The organism is Streptomyces violaceusniger Tu 4113 (genome assembly GCF_000147815.2).
Classification (GTDB): Bacteria; Actinomycetota; Actinomycetes; order Streptomycetales; family Streptomycetaceae; genus Streptomyces; species Streptomyces violaceusniger_A.
The window spans coordinates 6,388,093-6,408,215 of record NC_015957.1; the positions used below are offsets into that span (position 1 = coordinate 6,388,093).

Consider the following 20,123-nt stretch of genomic DNA (forward strand, 5'->3'; position numbering starts at 1 on the left):
GTTCGGGTGAAACAGGTTGTGCAGAACTACAAGAGCGGCGAGCTGGCGGTGCTCGACGTGCCGGTGCCGGGGTGCAAGCCGGGCGGTGTGCTGGTCCGCAGCGCCTACTCGCTGATCTCCACCGGGACCGAGCTCATGAAGGTGTCCGAGGCCGGCATGTCGATGCTGGGCAAGGCCCGCTCCCGGCCCGACCAGGTGGCCAAGGTCATGCAGAGCGTGGCCACCAACGGGGTGCCCGCCACCTACCGCAAGCTGATGGGCAAGCTGGACTCCTACACGCCGCTGGGCTACTCGCTGTGCGGGGTGGTCGAGCAGGTCGGCGCCGGGATCGACGATGTGAAGGTCGGCGATCTGGTGGCCTGCGCCGGCAATGAGCACGCGCTGCACGCCGAGCTGAACTGGGTGCCGAAGAACCTCTACGCCCGGGTGCCGGACGGCCTCGCGCCGCGGCACGCGGCCTTCGGCACCGTCGGGTCGATCGCGATGCAGGGCGTCCGCCAGGGCGAGTCTCGGCTCGGCGAGGTGGCGCTGGTCATCGGCCTCGGGCTGATCGGGCAACTGGTGGTGCAGCTCCTCACCGCCTCGGGGGTCCGTGTCGTCGGGGCCGACCCCGACCCGGTGCGCTGCGACCTCGCGGAGCGCCTGGGTGCTGTGGCCTGCGGCGATCCCGCGTCCGCGGCCGTGGAGACTGCCGTCGCCGAGCTCACCGGCGGCCACGGCGTGGACCAGGTGTATCTGGCCGCCGGCGGCGGCAGCAACCAGCCCGTCGAGCTGGCCGCCCGGCTCTGCCGGGACCGCGGCCGGGTCGTCGACATCGGCAAGTGCCGCCTGGACCTGCCGTGGAACGCGTACTACGAGAAAGAGCTCGACGTCCGGTTCTCCCGCAGTTACGGCCCCGGTCGCTACGACCCGGAGTACGAGCTGGAGGGGCGGGACTACCCGATCGGCTACGTGCGCTGGACCGAGCGCCGCAACCTGGCGTGCTTCCTCGATCTCCTCGCCCACGGCAATGTCGACGTGGAGCCGTTGGTCTCCCACATCGCCGACTTCGACGACGCCGTCGAGACGTACCAGCGCCTGAAGGACGGCGACCTGAAGGCCGTGGCCGTGCTGTTCCGGTATCCCGAACCCGCGCAGGAAACGGGGGAAGCGGCGGCCCCGGCGGTGGCCGTGCCCGCGGTGAAGCCACGCGGCGGTGGAGCGTCCAGCCCGGCCCGGGCCCTCCCGACGCCGGTGCGCCTCGCTTTCGTCGGCGCGGGAAACTATGCGACGTCGATGCTGCTGCCGCATCTGGCACCGCGCGACGGAGTCGTGTTGTCGACCGTCGTCACCACGACGGCGCTGTCCGCGGCCAACGCGCAGCGGAAGTTCGGCTTCGCCGAGGCGACGACCGATCTCGACGCCGTGCTCGGCGACCCGTCCATCGACGCGGTGTTCGTGGTCACCCGGCACAGCTCACACGCCGAACTGACCCGAAGGGCACTGCTGGCCGGCAAGCCCGTGTTCGTGGAGAAGCCCCTGGCCCTCACCGAGGACGAACTGACCGGCGTGCTCGCGGCGGTGGAGGAGTCCGGCAACGACCGGCTGCAGGTGGGCTTCAATCGCCGGTTCGCGCCGCTGCTGCAGGAGGCCAGGAAGCGGTTCGGCGCCCGGACCGGTCCGGCGAACCTCCGCTACCTGGTCAACGCGGGCCGCCTCGCGCACGGCAGTTGGTACCTCCAGCAAGGCACCGAGGGCTCGCGGTTCGCCGGCGAGGGCGGACACTTCATCGACACGGCGAGCTGGCTGCTCGATTCCGACCCGGTCTCGGTGTACGCGGTCGCCACCTCCGGCAACGAGGACCTGCAGATCGTGCTGCGCTACCCGGACGGGTCCGCCGCCACCATCAGCTACGTCACCACCGGCCCGGCCGGCTTCCCCAAGGAGACGCTGGACCTGGTCGCCGATGGCAAGGCGCTGCGGCTCGACGACTTCGTCCGTGCCGCTGTTTACGATGGCGGCCGCAAGCGGTGGATCAGTTCGCGGCTGCCCAAGGCCCGGGACAAGGGCCAGTCCGCCGAGCTGGCCGCGTTCATCAAGGCCGTGCGGACCGGCGGGCCGATGCCGGTGCCGCTGGAGTCGCTGGTCGCCACCACGGCGGCCACCCTCGCCGTGCGGACCGGCCTGGCCGGCGGTGCGCCGGTGACGTTGGCGAGGGCGCGATGACGGTGAACTCGGGGAGTTTGGGCTGGTACCTGCGGCGGCTGTCCCGGATGGGGCCGCAGGAGGTCGCGGGCCGGGCGGGCGACGCGGTGCGCAGGCGGCGGTGGCGGTCGGCGCGGCCGGACTGCCCGAGCGTGACCGGTGCCCGGTTCACCGCGGTACTGCCCGCCGGGACGATCGCCGCGGTGCCACCGGACGCCGCGAAACGCCTCATCGCCGAGGCGGACCGGCTGATGTACGGGCACGCCGAGTACTTCGGGGTGGTCCGCGACGATCTGGCCGACCCGGACTGGTGGTGCGACCCGAAGACCGGGCGCCGGGCTCCGTGGGGCTACTCCTTCAACCTGCCGTACCGGAACGAGGACGCGGTCGGCGACATCAAGCAGATCTGGGAGCTGTCCCGGCATCAGTACCTCACCGTGCTCGCCGCCGCCTACGCGATCACTGGGGACGAGCGGTACGCCGAGCGCGTGGCCGCGCACCTGCGGTCGTGGTGGGCGGCCAACCCACCGCTGCGCGGCGTGCACTGGATCAGCGGCATCGAGCTGGGGATCCGGTTGCTGTCCTGGGTGTGGATCCGCCGACTGCTCGACGGCTGGCCGGGCGCGGCTGGGCTGTTCGAGGGAAACCCGGTGGCGCTGAACCAGATCTGGCACCACCAGCGCTGGCTGGCCGCCTTCCCCAGCCGGGGATCCTCGGCGAACAACCACGTCATCGCCGAGGCCGCTGGGCAGTTCGCCGCGGCCTGCGCGTTCGGCTGGTTTCCCGCCTCGGCGCGCTGGCGGGCCGGCGCGCTGCGGTCGCTGGAGCGGCATCTGCGCGGCAACACCTTCGACTCCGGCCTCAACCGCGAGCTGGCCACCGAGTATCACGGACTGGTACTGGAGCTCGGCCTGGCCGCGGTGGCCGAGGCGGATGCCGCCCGCGTGCCGGTCCCCGCGTCCATCCGGCTGCTGCTGCTGCGGATGACCGACGCGCTCGCGGCCGTCGTGGACAGCCGGTTACGTCCGCCGCGCCAGGGGGACGCGGACGACGGGCACGGTCTGGTCGTGGACGGCGCGGGCACCGACCGCTGGGCCTCGCTGCTGGCCACCGGGGACGCCGTGTTCAGCCGGCTCGCCTGGTGGCCGGAAGTGACCGGTACCGATGTGCGTACCCCGCTGCTGGCCGCGCTCATCCGGCCGTACTCGAAGATCGCGGCCGCACCGGTCGTGACCCGCCCGCCAAGCCGACCGGGCCACTTCGCCGACGCGGGGCTCACCGTCCTGCGCGGTCCGGGAGAGATCTGGTGCCGCTGCGACGGTGGTCCGCACGGTTTCCTGTCCATCGCCGCACATGCCCACGCGGACGCGCTGTCCGTGGAGGTCCGGCACGACGGGGTCGACGTGCTCGCCGACCCGGGGACGTTCTGCTACCACGGGCAACCCGAGTGGCGGCAGTACTTCCGGTCGACCCTCGGCCACAACACCCTGCAATTGGATGGCGGTGACCAGTCCGTCTCCGGCGGCCCGTTCCTGTGGACCCGGCATGCCCGCAGCCGTGTCCTGACCGCGGACACATCGGACACCTCCGACGGGGGGACGGCCCGCTGGTGTGCCGAGCACGACGGTTACCAGCAGTCCGTGCACCGCCGCCGGGTGGAACTGGCGACCGCGAGTCAGGAGTTGAGGGTGGTCGACAAGGTGCGCGGTCCGCGCCGGGACGTACGCCTGGCGTTCCACCTCGGCCCGGCGATCGCCGCGGACCTGGTGGGGAACCGGGCAGTGCTCACCTGGACCCGGGACGGCGAGGGGCGTTCCGCGGTGCTCGACCTGCCCGGGCAACTGTCCTGGCGGGCGCATCGCGGCGAGACCGACCCGCCGCTGGGCTGGTACTCCGCCGGATTCGGGCGCAAGGAACCTGCCACCACGCTGGTCGGCACCGGCTTCGCCGACGGCACTGCGCTGTTGGGGGAGTTCACCACCGTGCTCAGGTTCCGCGGCTAGGGGGGCGAGTGGGGATCAAGAGGCGGCACTGGGCGTTGGCGGCACCGCTGGCGCTGGCCCTGCTGGCGGCGACCGGCTGTGAGAGCACGCCGGGCGCCCGGGCGAAGCCGACCGCTGTGCCATCCACGTCCGTGGCGCGGGTGTGCGCCAAGCCCGCGGCCGGGCCGGCGAGGGCGCCGGCGGGCGCGGTGACGGTCGACCCCGCGGTGGCCGGTGACCTGGCCGCGAAGACCAAGGGCAGCCCCCGGAACACCACGTTCTGGCTTCGACCGGGCAAGCACAGGCTCGAGCCCGACCGCTACGCCCAGGTCATCCCCAAGGAGGGGGACCGCTACCTCGGTGCGCCGGGCGCGGTGCTCGACGGCCGGAAGAAGAACCAGTACGCGTTCGGCGGTACTGCCCGCAACGTCACCATCCGCTACCTGACCGTGCGGGGTTTCGTCGCGCCGCACGACGAGGGCGTGGTCAACCATGACTCGGCCGACGGGTGGGTGATCGAGCACGCGACGATCCGGAACAACTCAGGTGCCGGGCTGATGGCCGGTGCCCGCCAGCAGGTCCGCGCGAGCTGCCTGCGCGACAACGGTCAGTACGGCATGAACGCGTACAAGGCCAAAGGCCGTATCAGCGGCCTGGTGGTCGAGGGCAACGAGATCGTGGGCAACAACACCGGCGACTGGGAGCGGCGGCGGGAGGGCTGCGGCTGCACCGGAGGCATCAAGTTCTGGGCCGTCAACGGCGCCGACATACGCGGCAACTGGGTACACGACAACCGCGGAACAGGGTTGTGGGCGGACACCAACAACAACGACTTCCGCATCGAGAACAACGTGCTCGAGGCCAACGACGGTGCCGCGCTGATCTACGAGACCAGCTACAACGCGGTCATCCGGAAGAACACGATCCGGCGGAACAACTGGGTCGAGGGCCGCAGGTACGCCGACCGCGGCGACACCTTCCCGTATCCGACCGTCTACCTGTCCGAGTCCGGCGGCGAACCACGGATCCGAGCCCGCACGGACAAGATCGAGATCTACCGGAACGTGCTGGAGAACAACTGGTCGGGGATCACTCTGTGGGAAAACGCCGACCGGTTCTGCAACAGCCCGGCCAACACCTCCTCCGGTGACTGCACGCTGCTGGTGAAGAACACCGACCGCTGCGCACAGCCGGCGATCGCCACCGCACCGCTCTACGCCGACTGCCGGTGGAAGACCCAGCGGGTGGACATCCACAAGAACCGCTTCGTGCTGGACAAGTCCGTCGTCGACTGCACGGGGAAGTGCGACCGAATGGCGGTACTGGCCAACTACGGCACCTATCCGGACTGGTCGCCGTACCAGGGTGAGCGGGTGGCCGAGGCGATCACCCGCAAGCAGCACAACCGCTGGCACGACAACGTCTACCTCGGACCATGGAAATTCGTCGCCCACGACCCGAGCCGGATACTCGACTCCTGGCAGTGGCAGGGCACGCCGTACCAGCAGGACGCGGGCAGCACCTTCCGCGCACGGGACGGTGGCTGAGATGAGCACCGACCACGCGTCGCACACCTCGAAGGTCGTCGGGACGGTCTGGGGGCTGCTGGTCCTCAACACGCTCGGCTCCGCCGGGGCGAAGACCATCATCCCGCTGCCCCGCTCCCTCATCCAGATGGTCACCATGGGTGCGCTGGTCGCCGCGTTCGCGCTGGCGCTCGCAGTCAATCTCCGGCTGCGCATCCGAGCCAGCGCCTGCTTGTTCCTGCTCACCCTGCTGCTGGTGCCGAGCGTGATCTCCAGCGCGGACCTGGAGTCCGGGTTCGGTGCGCTGTTCCGCTGCGCCCGGCTGGCTCTCTTCATCGGCACGCTGTGGCTGCTCAGCCGCTGGTGGGACGGCGGCCTGACGTTCGTCCGACACCACATCCGGATGTACTTCGCGGTGCTCGGGTCGGTGGCCGCCGGCCTGGTCGTCTCACCGGGCGCGGCCATGCCCGAGCTCTACGGCGGGCGGCTGGTCGGCGCGTTGTGGCCGCTCACCCCGCCGCAGATCGGACAGTACGCCGCGGTGATCATCGGGCTCACCGTGCTGCTCGTGCTGGGCCGCCGGACCGACAAGGCCGGCGCCACGGTGGTCATCGTGCCGTCACTCGTCCTGCTCGCGTTGACCCATACCCGGACGGCCACGCTCGGCCTGTTCATCGGGTTGGCGTTGGCGATCGGCTCGCTCATCCTGACCAGCGCCGCCGCCCGCCGGTTCTTCGCCTGGGCGGTGCTGTGCGCCGCGGTGGCCGCGGTGGCGTTCGCCTCCGCGCTGCAAGCGTGGTTCCTGCGCGGACAGAGCAAGGAGAACTTCTCCAACCTCACCGGTCGGGCCAAGGTCTGGGACGCCCTGCTGGCCGCGCCCCGGTCGACCTCGGAGAAGTTGTTCGGCGTGGGCCTGGGCGACAAGTCGTTCGGCGGGCTGCCGATCGACAACAGCTGGCTGGCCGTTTACCACGAGCAGGGTCTGATCGGCGTCACCCTCGTCTCGGCGATCATCATCGTGCTGGGCGGCGTCGCGTTGCTGCGGCCACCATCGCTGCAGAGGGCCTGCGCGATCTTCCTGATCAGCTACTGCGCCATCGCGTCGTACACCGAGGCCGGGCTGGGCGACGCCTCGCCGTATCTGCTGCATCTGGCCCTGGCCGCCTCGCTGTTGGCGGCACCCGCCGCGGCGACTCCCCTCTCGACGCCCGAACTCCCCCGACGACACATCCCCCGCTGGGCCCGTAGATCGGAGGTTCCTTGAGCATGCAGGTCCTCGTGATACACAACCGCTACGCCTCGGCGCAGCCGAGCGGGGAGAACAAGGTCGTCGACCAGGAGGTGGCGCTGCTGCGCGAGGCCGGCCACCGGGTCGAGGTGTTCGAGCGGCGCAGCGACGACATCGCCGCCCGGTCCCTCCTCGGCAAGGCCGCGGTGCCGCTGCTGGTGCCGTGGAATCCGGCGGTCCGCGCGGAGCTCGCCGCCCGGCTGCGCGCCGAGCGGCCGGACGTGGTGCACGTCCACAACGTCTTCCCGCTCCTGTCGCCCGCGGTGCTTGCCGCCTGCGCCGACGTCGGCGTGCCCGCCGTCGCCACGCTGCACAACTACACCCAGGTCTGCCCGCCCGGCACGCTGCAGCGGGACGGCCGAGCGTGCACCGAGTGCGTCGGATCGGCGCCGCTGCCCGCCGTCCGGCACGGCTGCTACCGGAACTCCCGCCTGGCGACGGTGCCGCTAGCGGTCAGCCTGTCGGTCAACCGGCGGCGGTGGTGGTCCGGTGTGGAGCGGTTCTTCTGCATCTCCGCGGCGCAGCGCGACGTCCTGGTGCGGTCCGGCATGCCGGCCGACCGGCTGGCGGTGAAGCACAACTTCGTTCCGGAGCCGGGCACTTGCCGAGTGGGCGAGGGAGAGCATCTGCTCTATCTCGGCCGGCTCGCGGAGGCCAAGGGCGTGCGGCTGCTGATGGCCGCGTGGGACGAGATCGCGGCGAGCGGCGGTGTGGGCGTCCCGCTCGCGATCGCCGGCACGGGACCACTGGAGCGAGAGGTGACCGCCTGGGCGGCGGGCCGGGACGATGTGCGCTACGTCGGCCTATTGGACCCGGCGGAGTGCCGAACGGCCATCGCGCGGTCGGTCGCCGTGGTGGCTCCCTCGACGTGGCTGGAGGCGTTCGGCCTGGTGGTCGTGGAGGCGATGGCGGCGGGGGTCCCGACCGTCGCCGCCGGTCACGGCGCCTTCGTCGAACTCGTCGAGGACGGGGTGACCGGGCTGCTGCACCGGCCGGGCGAGTCCGCCTCGCTCGCGTCCCGGATACGCCGGATCACGACCGAGCCGGCCCGCAACCGGGAGATGGGCCAGGCGGCCCGGCGCCGTTACGAGCAGGGTTTCAGCCCGGCCGTCGGGCTGGAGCGCCTGGTGGAGGGGTACCGCACCGCGATCGCGGGTCGGTCAGCACTGGCTCGCGGCGGGGACACCCGCGCGAGCAGGGGGGATGGGGACAGTAGATGACACGATGCCGACTCTGCGGCTCGGAAGCGATGGCGAGCGTCGTCGACCTCGGGGCGACGCCACCATGTGAGAGCTTTCTCGCCGCGGACCAACTGGATCAACCGGAGCCGGCGTACCCGCTGCACCTGCGGGTCTGCACCGACTGCTGGCTGGCGCAGATCCCACCGCTGATCACGCCGGAGGAGACGTTCAAGGAGTATGCGTACTTCTCCTCCTACTCGACCTCCTGGGTGGAGCACGCGCGCACGTTCGTCGCCGACGCCGTACAGCGGCTTCCGCTCGGCCCCGACGCCTTCGTGGTCGAGGTGGCGAGCAACGACGGGTACCTGCTGAGGCACGTGGTGGCCCGCGGGATCCGCTGCCTCGGCATCGAGCCGTCGGTGAACGTCGGCGCCGCGGCGCGGGAGGCGGGGGTGCCCACGCTCACGGAGTTCCTGGACCCGGCCACCGGCTCGGGCGTCCGCGCCGACCACGGCCCGGCGGACCTGGTCGTGGCCAACAACGTGTACGCGCACATCCCCGACGTGGTCGGGTTCACCCGGGGATTGCGCGCCCTGGTGGCCGACGACGGCTGGGTCTCCATCGAGGTGCAGCACCTGCTGACCCTGATCGAGGAGAACCAGTACGACACGATCTACCACGAGCACTTCCAGTACTACACGGTCGCGTCCGCGATGCGGGCCCTTGCGAGTGGCGGACTCGCGCTCGTGGACGTCGAGTTGCTGCCCACGCACGGCGGCTCCATCCGGCTGTGGGCCCGGCCGGCCGAAGCGGCCGGCGAGCCCACCCGGCAGGTGGCCGACGTGCTGGCCCGGGAGAAGGCCGCCGGGCTGCAGGAGCTGTCCGGATACACCGAGTTCTCCGTCCGGGTGGCCAAGGTACGCCGGGACCTGCTGCGGTTCCTCGTCGAGGCGGCCGAGCGCGGCGAGACGGTGGTCGGCTACGGCGCCCCGGGCAAGGGCAACACCCTGCTCAACCACTGCGGCATCCGGCCCGACCTGCTCCCGTACACGGTCGACCGCAACCCCTACAAGCACGGCAGGTTCACCCCGGGCACCCGTATCCCGATCCTGCCGCCCGAGCAGATAGCCGCCGACAAGCCGGACTACGTCCTCGTCCTCCCGTGGAACCTGCGGGCCGAGCTGGTCGAGCAGTTGTCCTTCGTGCACGACTGGGGCGGCCGGCTCGTCTTTCCCATCCCGGATCTGAGCATTGTCGAGGTCGCATCTTGAAAGAGGTCCCAGCATGAAGGTCGTTCTGTTCTGCGGCGGTTACGGGATGCGCATGCGCAGCGGTGCTGCAGACGACGTGCCCAAGCCGATGGCGATGGTCGGGCCGCGACCGCTGATCTGGCATGTCATGCGCTACTACGCGCACTTCGGGCACACGGAGTTCATCCTGTGCCTCGGCTACGGGGCCCACCACATCAAGAACTTCTTCCTCAACTACGAGGAGGCGACGTCCAACGACTTCGTGCTGCGGGGCGGGCGGACCGAGCTGCTGTCCACCGACATAGCCCAGTGGACGATCACATTCGCGCAGACCGGCATCGAGTCGCCGATCGGGGAGCGGCTGCGCCGGGTGCGGCACCACCTGGACAGGGACGAGATGTTCCTCGCCAACTACGCCGACGTGCTCACCGACGCCCCGCTGCCGGAGATGATCGAGAACTTCGCCCGGCGCGACGCCGGTGCCTCGATGATGGTGGTACCGCCGCAGTCCTCGTTCCACTGCGTGGACCTGGGTGAGGACGGCCTGGTGGGAGGCATCACCGCGGTGAGCGACATGCCGCTGTGGGAGAACGGCGGCTACTTCGTACTCCGCCAGGAGGTCTTCGACCACATACCGGAGAACGGGGACCTGGTCGCCGACGGATGCGCCCAACTGGCCAAGCAGGGACGGCTGGTGGCGCACCAGCACCGCGGCTTCTGGAAGCCGACCGACACGGTGAAGGAGCGGGCCGCGCTCGACGAGGCGTACGCCCGGGGCGAGCGCCCGTGGGCCGTGTGGGAGCGCGACGGCGCGGGGGTGAGCGCGTGATCCGGCTCGGGGCCGGGCGCCACCTGGACCGGATCGTCGCGGTGGGCGCGCACTGCGACGACATCGCCATCGGCGCCGGCGGCACGCTGCTGACGCTGTGCGGCGCGCGGCGGGGCAGCCGCGTCGACGCGCTGGTGCTCTCCGGCGGCGGCACCGACCGGGAGCAGGAGGAGCAGGCCGCACTCGCCGCCTTCTGCCCGGGCGCCGACCTGCGGCTGACCGTGCTCAAGCTGCCGGACGGGCGGATGCCCGCGCACTGGGAGGAGGCCAAGGCCGCGGTCGAGGAGCTGCGCGCGCGGACCGAACCGGACCTGGTCCTCGCCCCGCGTACCGATGACGCGCACCAGGATCACCGCGGCCTGGCGGAGCTGCTGCCCACCGCGTTCCGCGACCACCTCGTGCTCGGCTACGAGATCGTCAAGTGGGACGGCGATCTCGGCCGTCCGGCGGCGTACCAGCCGCTGTCGCCGGAGATCGCCGAACAGAAGGTGCGGCTGCTGCAGGAGCACTACCCCTCGCAGCGGCACCGGCCCTGGTACGACCGGGAGGCCTTCCTCGGCCTTGCCCGGATCCGCGGCATCGAATGCCACGCCCGCTATGCCGAGGCGTTCGCCGTCACCAAACTCACGCTCAACCTGGGGGGTTGAACCTTGCGCGTACTGCTGACCGGACACCAGGGCTATCTGGGCACCGTGATGGCCCCGGTCCTCGCGGCCGCCGGGCACGAGGTCGTCGGCCTTGACGCCGGCCTGTTCGCCGACTGCGTCCTGGGCGAGCCGCCCGCGGACCCGCCGGGGCACCGGGTGGACCTGCGCGACGTCACGGCCGCACACGTGGCCGGGGTGGACGCCGTGATCCACCTGGCCGCGCTCTCCAACGACCCGCTGGGATCGCTCGCGCCGGAACTCACCTACGACATCAACCACCACGCGTCCGTACGCCTTGCCCGGCTGGCCCGCGACACCGGAGTGCGGCGCTTCCTGTACGCGTCCACCTGCTCGGTCTACGGCGCCACAGGCGGCGACGGCCTGGTGGCCGAGGACGCCCCGCTGCGCCCGGTGACGCCGTACGCGGAGTCCAAGGTACGGGTGGAGGACGACCTGCACACGCTGGCCGACGACGACTTCACCCCGGTGTTCATGCGCAACGCCACCGCCTTCGGCTACTCGCCCCGGCTGCGCGCCGACATCGTGCTGAACAACCTGGTGGGCCACGCCCTCCTGTCCGGCGAGGTGCTCGTGCTCTCCGACGGCACTCCCTGGCGCCCGCTGGTGCACGCCGCCGACATCGCACGGGCCTTCGCGGCCGCGCTGACCGCGCCGCGGGAAGCGGTGCACGACCGGGCGTTCAACATCGGCAGCGAGACCAACAACGTCACGGTCGCCGAGATCGCCGAACAGGTCGCCGAGGCGGTGTCCGGCGCGAAGGTGGTGATCACCGGGGAGACCGGTGCCGATCCGCGGTCGTACCGGGTGGACTTCTCCCGGTTCCGCGCCGCGATACCCGGCTTCGACTGCGAGTGGACGGTGAAGCGGGGCGCGCTGGAACTCGCCGATGCCTACCGGAAGTTCGGGCTGACCCGGGAGGACTTCGAGCAACGTTTCACCCGGCTTGCCGTGCTGCGCGCGGCGTCCGACGCCGGCGCCGTCGACAACACCCTGCGGTGGCGCCGGTGACCGCGGTCGGCGAAGAGATGCATACGCTGGTGGAGCGGCTGTACCCGCTCTGCCGGAGCATCACCGGCGACGGTGTGCGCGCCACCCTGGACATCGTCCGCGAGTACATCCCGCTCCAGGTGTACGAGGTGCCGACCGGGACTCAGGTCCTCGACTGGACGGTGCCGCAGGAGTGGAACATCCGGGACGCGTATATCGCCGACTCCACCGGCCACCGGGTCGTCGACTTCGCCGCGTCCAGCCTGCACGCGCTCGGCTACAGCGTGCCGGTGTCGGCGACCATGCCGCTGGCCGAGCTCCGCGCGCATCTGCACACCCTTCCGGACCACCCGAGTTGGGTGCCGTACCGCACCAGCTACTACCAGCCGGAATGGGGGTTCTGCCTGGCCCAGGAGACCTTGGACGCGCTGCCGGACGGCGACTACGAGGTGCGCATCGACTCCACGCTCGAAGACGGCCATCTCACCTACGCCGAGCACGTGGTTCCCGGGCAGGTCTCCGACGAGGTGATCGTCTCCTGCCATGTCTGCCACCCGTCGCTGGCCAACGACAACCTGGCCGGCATCGCGGTGGCGACGTTCCTGGCCCGGGCGCTGGCGCAGGAAACGCCCTACTACACCTACCGGTTCATCTACGCGCCCGGCACCATCGGGGCGATCACCTGGCTGGCCCGCAACGCGGAGCGAATCAATGGGGTATCCCCTGCTCGAGCGGAGCCGAGAGCTGGGGGAAGCGTCAGGCACGGGCTGGTGCTGGCCTGCGCCGGCGACTCGGGCCAACTGACGTACAAGCAGAGCAGGCGCGGCGACGCGGAGATCGACCGGGTGCTGCGGCATGTGCTGACCGCCTCCGAACGCCCGCACCGCGTAGCGGAGTTCACTCCGTACGGCTACGACGAGCGGCAGTACTGCTCACCCGGGTTCGATCTCGGGGTGGGCTCCCTCAGCCGGACCCCGTACGCCGGGTACCCCGAGTACCACACCTCGGCGGACAACCCGGACTTCGTCTCCCCCGAGGCGATGGCGGACACCCTCGCCGTCTGCCGCGAGGCGTTCGCCGTCCTCGACCGCAACCGGCGGTACGTCAACCTCAGCCCCTATGGCGAGCCACAACTGGGCCGACGCGGGTTGTACGACTCGCTCGGCGGCCGCAGCGACGCGAAGCAGTCCCAGATGGCCATGCTCTGGGTGCTCAGCCTCTCCGACGGCGAGCACAGTCTGCTGGACGTCGCCGAGCGGTCCGGGCTGCCGTTCGACACCGTCGCCCTCGCGGCCGGCGCCCTGCACGGCGCCGGGCTGATCAAGGCATGACGCCGATGACCACCGAGGAGGAGAATCCGCAGAAAACGGCGCCACCGGCCCGGTCCGCCCGGCGGGCCCTCGTCGGCCGGCTGTCCTGGGGACTGGCCGACCAGGCGGCCTCCAGCATGTCCAACTTCGTGGTGGGCATCTACGTGGCCCGCTCGCTGGGGGTGACCGCGTTCGGCGTGTTCAGCCTCGCCTGGGTGACCTACGGCGTGGTGCTCAACGTCTCCCGCGGCCTTGCCACCGACCCGCTCGTGGTGCGCTTCAGCGGCGTGTCGGAGGCGTCCTGGCGCGGGGCGGTGACCCGGTCGACGGGTACCGCACTCGGTGCCGGCGCGGCCATCGGCGCGGCGTGTCTGGTGGCCGGGCTCGGCGTCGGCGGCCGCGTGGGGCCCGCGTTCGCGGCCCTTGGTGTCATGTTGCCGGGGCTGCTGCTCCAGGACGCCTGGCGGTTCTCGTTCTTCGCCGCCGGCAGTGGGCGGAAGGCATTCGTCAACGACGTCGTGTGGGGTGTCGCGCTCGTCCCGGCCATGGTGGTGGCGGCCCGTGTGGGCAGCGTGGCCGCTTATCTGCTCGCCTGGGGCGCGTCCGCCACGGTGGCGGCGGGGTACGGCTACCTCCAGTCCGGCATCCGGCCCCGGATGACCGAGGCGCGCGGGTGGCTTCGCGAGCAGCGCGATCTCGGCTACCGGTACCTGGTCGAGAACGTCAGCCTCAGTGGCGCGAGCCAGCTGCGGGCGTACGGGCTCGGCGCGATCGTCGGGGTCGGCGCGGTGGGTGCGGTGCGGGGCGCCGAGCTCCTGCTCGGCCCGTTCCTCGCCGTGCTCATGGGGCTTTCGCTGGTCACCGTCCCGGAGGCGGCACGGGTGCTGCGGCAGGCCCCGCATCAACTGGGCAGGTTCTGCCTCCTGCTCGGCGGCGGGCAGGCCGTCGGCGCGCTGCTCTGGGGCACAGCGCTGCTGCTGATGCCCGGCCGGCTCGGCGAGCTGGCGCTCGGCGACGTCTGGCACTCCGCCTCGGAACTCATCGTGCCGATCACCCTCGGCGTCGCGGGCGCGGGCCTCGGTACCGGCGCGGCGGCCGGGCTGCGCGCGCTCGGCGCGGCCCGGCGCAGCCTGCGCTGCCAGTTGTTCGCCTCCGCCTGCTACGTCGGCGGCGGGCTCGGCGGGGCCGCCGTCGCCGGCACGGTCGGCTCGGCCTGGGGCGTCGCCGCCGCGACCATCAGCGGCTCCGCCGTGTGGTGGCAGCAGCTTCGGTCCGCCCTGCGCGAGCGCCACCGCGATCCCATCCCCGAAGTGAGGACATCATGACCGCCCACCCCAGGCTGAGCATCGGCCTGCCCGTGTACAACGGCGAGGAGTACCTGGCCGAGTCGCTCGACGCCCTGCTCGGCCAGACCTACGAGGACTTCGAGCTGGTCATCTCCGACAACGCCTCGACCGACGGGACCCAGGACATCTGCCGCGCGTACGCCGCGAAGGACTCACGCATCCGGTATCTCCGGCTGCCCCGGAACATCGGCGCCACGCCGAACCACAACCATGTGTTCGCCCAGTCCCGCGGCGAGCTGTTCAAGTGGGCCTCGCACGACGACCTGTACGGCCGGGACCTGCTGCGGCGCTGTGTGGAGGCGCTGGACGAGCGGCCGGAGGTCATCCTCGCCCACGCCGACCAGGCGGTCATCGACGGCGACGGCCAGGTGAAGGTCCCCTATGAGTACACGCTCGCCACCGACTCGCCGCACCCGCCGGAGCGCTTCCGGAGTCTGCTGTTCGAGCCGGGTGGCGACGACTTCTACGGGGTGATGCGGGCCGAGATGCTGCGCCGGGTGAAGCCGATGGACAGCTACCACCACGCGGACCGCACGTTCGTCGCCGAGATCACCCTGCACGGGCCCTTCCACCAGGTGCCGGAGCTGCTGTACTTCCGCCGCGACCACCCCACCCGCGCCGAGCGGGCGAACCCGTCCAAGCGCTCCCGGTGCGTCAACCTGGACCCGCGCCGGGCGGGCAAGCTGCACCCGACGCCCCGGCTGCTCGCCGAGTACATCTGGGGCTTCGCCTCCGCGATCCGGCGGGCGCCGTTGTCCCCGGCCGGCCGGCGCGCGTGCTACCGCCACCTGGCCGCATGGATGACCAGCCGGGTCCGGCCGGGCGCCGGCGAGCGGGTCGAGGACCGCACCCCGGTCGACCCGGCCCTGCTCACGGTCTCCGTCGACGCCCTCGTCGCCGGCCGCGAGGGGAGGCAGACATGACGTCCGCGGACGAAACTCCGGTGCGCGTCGGGGTGTTCGGCCTGCTCGGCTCCGGCAACCTCGGCAACGACGGTTCGCTGGAGGCCGTCCTCGGGTACCTCCGCGCCGAGCACCCGGAGGCGGTCGTGGACGCGCTGTGCGGCGGACCCGAGGCCGTGACGACCCGGTTCCAGATCCCCGCGACGCGGCTGCACTGGTACCGCGGGGAGTACCGGACCGCGTCACGTGCGGGCGCGATCGCGGGGAAGGGCCTGGGCAAACTCGTCGACGTCTTCCGCACCGCCGCCTGGGTGCGTCGGCACGACGTGGTGATCGTGCCGGGCATGGGCGTCCTGGAGGCCACACTGCCGCTGCGGCCCTGGGGCTTCCCGTACTCGCTGTTCCTGCTCTGCGCGAGTGGGCGGCTGCTCCACACCCGGGTCGCGCTGGTCAGCGTCGGCGCCGCCGAGATCGGCAACCGGCCCACCCGGGCGCTGGTGCGCTGGTCGGCGCGGCTGGCCGCGTACCGGTCGTACCGGGACGCCCGGTCCCGCGACGCGATGCGGGCGATGGGCGTGGACACCGCGCGCGACGAGGTCTACCCGGACCTGGCATTCGCCCTGCCGACGCCGCGGGAATGGGGTATCCCCTGCTCGGAGCCTGGCGGAGAGCTTGGAGAAGCGCCCTCGGGCTCGCCGGGCCCGGTCTGCGTCGGTGTCATGGACTTCCACGGCGGCAACGACGACCGTGCCCGGGCCGATGAGATATACCGGCGCTACCTCGACGGGACGATCCGGTTCGTCCGTGCGCTGGTCGAGGAGGGCAGGCCGGTCCGGCTGCTCACCGGCGACGAGTGCGATGCGTCGGTGGTCGCCGCGATCCTCGACGCGGTTGACTCACCGCTGGTCACCGCTGCCGAGCCGTCCTCACTGGCCGACCTGATGAACGAGATGGTGGCTGCCGACACCGTGGTGGCGATCCGGTACCACAACCTGATCTGCGCGCTGAAGACCGGCACGCCGGTGCTCGCCCTCAGCTACGCGGCGAAGAGCGACGCGCTCATGGATCGGATGGGCCTCGGCGCGTACTGCCACCCGGCGCGCGAGGTCGACGCCGACCGGCTGCTCGAGCAGTTCCGGGCGTTGGAGAAGCGATCGGCCGAGCTGCGGCAGACCCTCACCGAGCGGAACCTGGCCGCCGCCCGGCAACTCGGGCAGCAATTCGCCGCCTTGACCGCGGCCCTGTTCCCGGCGACCGACCACGACCACGACCACGACCACGCCCGCGCCCGCGCCCGCGCCCGCCAGGAGGCTCCATGAAAGCGATCGAAGTCCCGGCGATCACGGGTGCGTACCTGTTCGAGCCGACGCCGTACGCCGACGAACGTGGCTTCTTCTGCCGCACCTTCGACGCCGATGTGGTCCGCTCGGTGGGCCTCGACCCGGACGCCTTCGTCCAGGACAGCCTGTCCCGCTCGGTCCGGGGCGTGCTGCGCGGCCTGCATCTGCGCTCCGGAGCCGGTGAGGCCAAGCTGGTGCGGTGCTCGTACGGGAGGATCTTCGACGTCGTCGCGGACCTGCGGACGGACTCGCCGACCTACCTGGGCCGGGCCTTCTTCGAGCTGTCCGGCGAGACGCAGAGGACCCTGTACATCCCGGCGGGGTGCGCGCACGGTTTCCAGGCACTGACCGAAACCGCCGACACCTCCTACCGGATCGATCGCCCGCACGATCCGGCCGAGGACGTGACGATCGCCTTCGACGACCCGGAGCTCGCCATTCCCTGGCCGCTGCCGATCACATCGATGTCCCAGCGGGACCGGGAGGCGCCGAGCCTCGCCGAGGTCCTGAAGCACAGAGGAAGTTGAGGTCCCCGTGGACACCGAAGCGCTTCACCTGCCGCTGTCGCGGACCGCCAACGAGCGGCTGCACGCCATGATCCCCGGGGGCGCGCACACCTACGCCAAGGGCGACGACCAGTACCCCGAGAACCTGGCCCCGGTCATCAGCCACGGCCGCGGTGCCCACGTGTGGGACATCGACGGCAACCGCTACCTCGAGTACGGCTCCGGCCTGCGGTCGGTCAGCCTCGGCCACGCCCACCCACGTGTGAACGAGGCGGTGCGGCGGGAACTCGACCGCGGCAGCAACTTCGTCCGGCCGTCCATCGTGGAGGTCGAGGCCGCGGAACGCTTCCTGGCCACGGTGCCGACCGCCGAGATGGTGAAGTTCGCGAAGAACGGCTCCGACGCCACCACCGCCGCGGTGCGCCTCGCCCGCGCCGCCACCGGGCGCCCGCGGGTGGCCATCTGCGCCGACCATCCGTTCTTCTCCGTCGACGATTGGTTCATCGGCACCACGCCGATGTCCGTTGGCGTTCCGGCGGCGACCAACGAGCTCACCGTGGCCTTCCCTTACGGGGACCTGGCCGCCGCGGAGGAGCTGCTCACCCGGTACCAGGACGAGGTCGCCTGCCTGATCCTCGAACCCGCCACCCATAGCGAGCCGCCACTGGGGTACCTCGCCGGACTGCGCGAGCTGGCCGACCGGCACGGCTGCGTACTGATCTTCGATGAGATGATCACCGGCTTCCGCTGGTCCGAGGCGGGCGCCCAGGGCCTGTACGGCGTCGTCCCCGACCTCTCCACGTTCGGCAAGGCGTTGGGCAACGGATTCGCCGTCTCCGCGCTGGCCGGGCGCCGCGAACTGATGGAGCTGGGTGGGCTGCGTCACTCCGGCGACCGGGTGTTCCTGCTGTCCACCACGCATGGCGCGGAAACCCACTCGCTGGCCGCCGCGATGGCCGTCCAGACCACCTATGCCGAGGAAGGCGTCACCGCCCAACTGCACGCCCTCGGGGCGCGGTTGGCGGCGGGTGTCCGGGAGGCCGCGGCGAGTATGGGCGTCGGCGACCACCTCGTCATCCGGGGCCGAGCCAGCAACCTGGTCTTCGCCACCCTCGACGAGAACCGGCAGCCGTCGCAGCAGTACCGCACCCTGTTCCTGCGCCGGCTCCTCGCCGGCGGGGTGCTGGCCCCGTCGTTCGTGGTGAGCAGCGCGCTCGGCGACGCCGACATCGATCACACCGTCGATGTGGTGGCCGAGGCGTGTGCGGTATACCGGAAGGCACTGGAGGCCGCTGACCCCACTCCCTGGCTGGCCGGACGACCGGTGAAACCCGTATTCCGCCGCTTGGCGTGACGTAACGTAACGTCAGCGACGCTCCCACCGACCGGCGTCGGCCATCCGATCGACCCGGTCAGCCATCCGGTCGACCAGCCACGCGGTCGCCGGAATCACCGCCAGCGCGGTGCACCAGCCGCCGAGGACGTCGGTCGGGTAGTGCGCGCCCAGGGCCACCTGCGCCCAGCCCATGGCGGCGCCGGCAACCAGCGCCGCGGCGAGCACGAGTGACGTGCCGGCCGTCCTGCCGAGGCCGAGCCGACCGGTCGCGAGCAGCGCCACCACGAGGGCGAGCGCGGTGAGGAAGGCGGTGTGCCCGCTCGGGTAGGAAAGGTTGTCGGCGCCGTGGATGGTGCGTCCCACCAGGGACTTGAGCAGGGTCGCGGTCCCCACGGTCATGCCGGCGCCGACAACGACGAGCACCGCCGCGCGAGGACGCCGAAGCAGCAGGCAACCCGTCACGGTGGCCACGACCAGCGTCGCCGCTCCCACTGGCTCCCCCAAGAAGTCCGTGGCCAGAGCGACGTGCCGCCACGGCGACCCCATACCGTCCACCGCCGCCCAGATCCGCGCGTCCACCATGCCGGGCTTGCTGTCACCGGCAAACCGGACCCCGAGCACGACGACCACCAGCGCGGCGAGAGCCGCGATCGGCCCGAGCCACACGCGCAGCGATGGGGGCAGCACCGCAGGCGCCGACCGGCCGGTCACACGCCCACCGCGTCCGGTCGGCCTGCGGTAGTGGCCTTCTTGTCTGCCGTGCGCAGCGTCGGGCGTTGCGCGATGACGCCGCCGCCCTGCCCGCGCAGCGGGACCGCGCCAAGGGCACCGCGTTGCGGGCACCGGTCGCCGATTGCTTCTACCGCCCCGGCGCAAGCCCGCACTTCATCGTCGAACCCGACCGCGCCGCAACCCCCTGCGTGGCGGCGATTGAATCCCGCAAGCACGAACTGGGCCGGGCCGAATTCCAGGTCCGCTCCAGCCAGGCGATCCAACGCGAGCCCCCCGTCGTGTCCGACGTCATCCTAACCAACAATCGGCACAAGGAGTCGAAACCACTCCATAAGGAAAGGGCGGACCGGATCACCCGCGCGCTGCAGCGCAAGGGTGGGGGAAGGATGCTGAAGCACCCCACCGAGCTGCCGGACCGGCATGCTGACGCCCTGCGGGTGGCCTTCGGGTTGGCCGAGGGCACACCGGACCCGTTCCGCATCGGTCTGGCGGCCCTGGGACGGCTCGCCGCTGCTGCTCAGGCTCGGCCTCGCGCAGAAGGCGGTCGACGCCACCCTGATCGGTGACATCGGGCAGGCGATCGCCACCACCGCGGAGGAGGCAGCGATCGCCGGCGCGACCGGCACACCCCCGCTGCTCCACCACCGGCTACATCTTGCCGCGCTGCGCGGCCGCCGCGACGAGGTTCTCCGCCTGCGCGAGGCGGCCACCGCGGCGCCGACCACCGGAGATCAGGGACAGGTCACGAACCTGCAC

Annotated in this window: 17 protein-coding genes; 16 read left to right on the plus strand and 1 reads right to left on the minus strand. The window is 71.5% G+C overall.

Annotation, left to right across the window (positions count from 1 at the left end; all coding sequences use genetic code 11):
- Positions 1 to 6 precede the first annotated feature (6 nt).
- The 15 genes from STRVI_RS25970 to STRVI_RS26040 are packed head-to-tail and all read left to right on the plus strand — an operon-like array spanning position 7 to position 18,653.
- Positions 7 to 2,205 carry a bi-domain-containing oxidoreductase gene (locus STRVI_RS25970; protein WP_014058607.1) on the plus strand — a complete coding sequence of 733 codons (2,199 nt, stop codon included), beginning with the start codon at positions 7 to 9 and terminating at the stop codon, positions 2,203 to 2,205.
- The gene (locus tag STRVI_RS25975) at positions 2,202 to 4,187 is read left to right on the plus strand and encodes a heparinase II/III family protein (protein ID WP_014058608.1); all 1,986 of its coding nucleotides are present in this window, start codon (positions 2,202 to 2,204) and stop codon (positions 4,185 to 4,187) included. Before STRVI_RS25970 ends, STRVI_RS25975 begins: the two co-directional genes overlap by 4 nt.
- A gap of 8 nt (positions 4,188 to 4,195) precedes the next feature.
- Positions 4,196 to 5,713, plus strand: a complete 1,518-nt coding sequence (locus STRVI_RS25980) for a right-handed parallel beta-helix repeat-containing protein (protein ID WP_014058609.1) — start codon at positions 4,196 to 4,198, stop codon at positions 5,711 to 5,713.
- Position 5,714: 1 nt separating this feature from the next.
- A complete protein-coding gene (locus STRVI_RS25985) occupies positions 5,715 to 6,956 on the plus strand; it encodes a membrane protein (protein ID WP_014058610.1) in 1,242 nt (413 codons plus the stop codon).
- Between the two features lie 2 nt (positions 6,957 to 6,958).
- Entirely contained in the window at positions 6,959 to 8,200 is a 1,242-nt protein-coding gene (locus tag STRVI_RS25990) for a glycosyltransferase (protein WP_014058611.1), read from the plus strand.
- Positions 8,197 to 9,432, plus strand: a complete 1,236-nt coding sequence (locus STRVI_RS25995) for a class I SAM-dependent methyltransferase (protein ID WP_014058612.1) — start codon at positions 8,197 to 8,199, stop codon at positions 9,430 to 9,432. Before STRVI_RS25990 ends, STRVI_RS25995 begins: the two co-directional genes overlap by 4 nt.
- 13 nt (positions 9,433 to 9,445) lie before the next feature.
- Positions 9,446 to 10,240: a glucose-1-phosphate cytidylyltransferase gene (locus STRVI_RS26000; RefSeq protein ID WP_014058613.1), complete on the plus strand. Its 795-nt coding sequence runs from the start codon at positions 9,446 to 9,448 to the stop codon at positions 10,238 to 10,240.
- On the plus strand, positions 10,237 to 10,887 hold the full coding sequence (locus STRVI_RS26005; protein WP_014058614.1) for a PIG-L deacetylase family protein: 651 nt from the start codon (positions 10,237 to 10,239) through the stop codon (positions 10,885 to 10,887). Before STRVI_RS26000 ends, STRVI_RS26005 begins: the two co-directional genes overlap by 4 nt.
- Before the next feature lie 3 nt (positions 10,888 to 10,890).
- On the plus strand, positions 10,891 to 11,916 hold the full coding sequence (locus tag STRVI_RS26010; RefSeq protein ID WP_014058615.1) for an NAD-dependent epimerase/dehydratase family protein: 1,026 nt from the start codon (positions 10,891 to 10,893) through the stop codon (positions 11,914 to 11,916).
- Positions 11,904 to 13,226 (plus strand): DUF4910 domain-containing protein, encoded by a 1,323-nt coding sequence (locus STRVI_RS26015; protein ID WP_043236562.1) that lies wholly within the window; start codon positions 11,904 to 11,906, stop codon positions 13,224 to 13,226. Before STRVI_RS26010 ends, STRVI_RS26015 begins: the two co-directional genes overlap by 13 nt.
- 5 nt (positions 13,227 to 13,231) lie before the next feature.
- Positions 13,232 to 14,530, plus strand: a complete 1,299-nt coding sequence (locus STRVI_RS26020) for a membrane protein (protein ID WP_014058617.1) — start codon at positions 13,232 to 13,234, stop codon at positions 14,528 to 14,530.
- Positions 14,527 to 15,474: a glycosyltransferase family 2 protein gene (locus STRVI_RS26025; protein WP_014058618.1), complete on the plus strand. Its 948-nt coding sequence runs from the start codon at positions 14,527 to 14,529 to the stop codon at positions 15,472 to 15,474. The genes STRVI_RS26020 and STRVI_RS26025 overlap by 4 nt, the downstream gene beginning before the upstream one ends.
- Positions 15,471 to 16,772 (plus strand): polysaccharide pyruvyl transferase family protein, encoded by a 1,302-nt coding sequence (locus tag STRVI_RS26030; RefSeq protein WP_014058619.1) that lies wholly within the window; start codon positions 15,471 to 15,473, stop codon positions 16,770 to 16,772. Before STRVI_RS26025 ends, STRVI_RS26030 begins: the two co-directional genes overlap by 4 nt.
- A complete protein-coding gene (locus tag STRVI_RS26035) occupies positions 16,769 to 17,320 on the plus strand; it encodes a dTDP-4-dehydrorhamnose 3,5-epimerase family protein (protein WP_014058620.1) in 552 nt (183 codons plus the stop codon). The genes STRVI_RS26030 and STRVI_RS26035 overlap by 4 nt, the downstream gene beginning before the upstream one ends.
- 7 nt (positions 17,321 to 17,327) lie before the next feature.
- Positions 17,328 to 18,653, plus strand: a complete 1,326-nt coding sequence (locus STRVI_RS26040; protein WP_014058621.1) for a glutamate-1-semialdehyde 2,1-aminomutase — start codon at positions 17,328 to 17,330, stop codon at positions 18,651 to 18,653.
- Between the two features lie 12 nt (positions 18,654 to 18,665).
- Here the strand turns inward: STRVI_RS26040 and STRVI_RS26045 are convergent, their stop codons facing one another.
- Positions 18,666 to 19,346 carry a phosphatase PAP2 family protein gene (locus tag STRVI_RS26045; RefSeq protein WP_014058622.1) on the minus strand — a complete coding sequence of 227 codons (681 nt, stop codon included), beginning with the start codon at positions 19,344 to 19,346 and terminating at the stop codon, positions 18,666 to 18,668.
- Between the two features lie 65 nt (positions 19,347 to 19,411).
- Between STRVI_RS26045 and STRVI_RS52165 the strand changes: the two genes are divergently transcribed.
- A complete protein-coding gene (locus tag STRVI_RS52165; RefSeq protein ID WP_150112920.1) occupies positions 19,412 to 19,933 on the plus strand; it encodes a hypothetical protein in 522 nt (173 codons plus the stop codon).
- Positions 19,934 to 20,123: the final 190 nt, after the last annotated feature.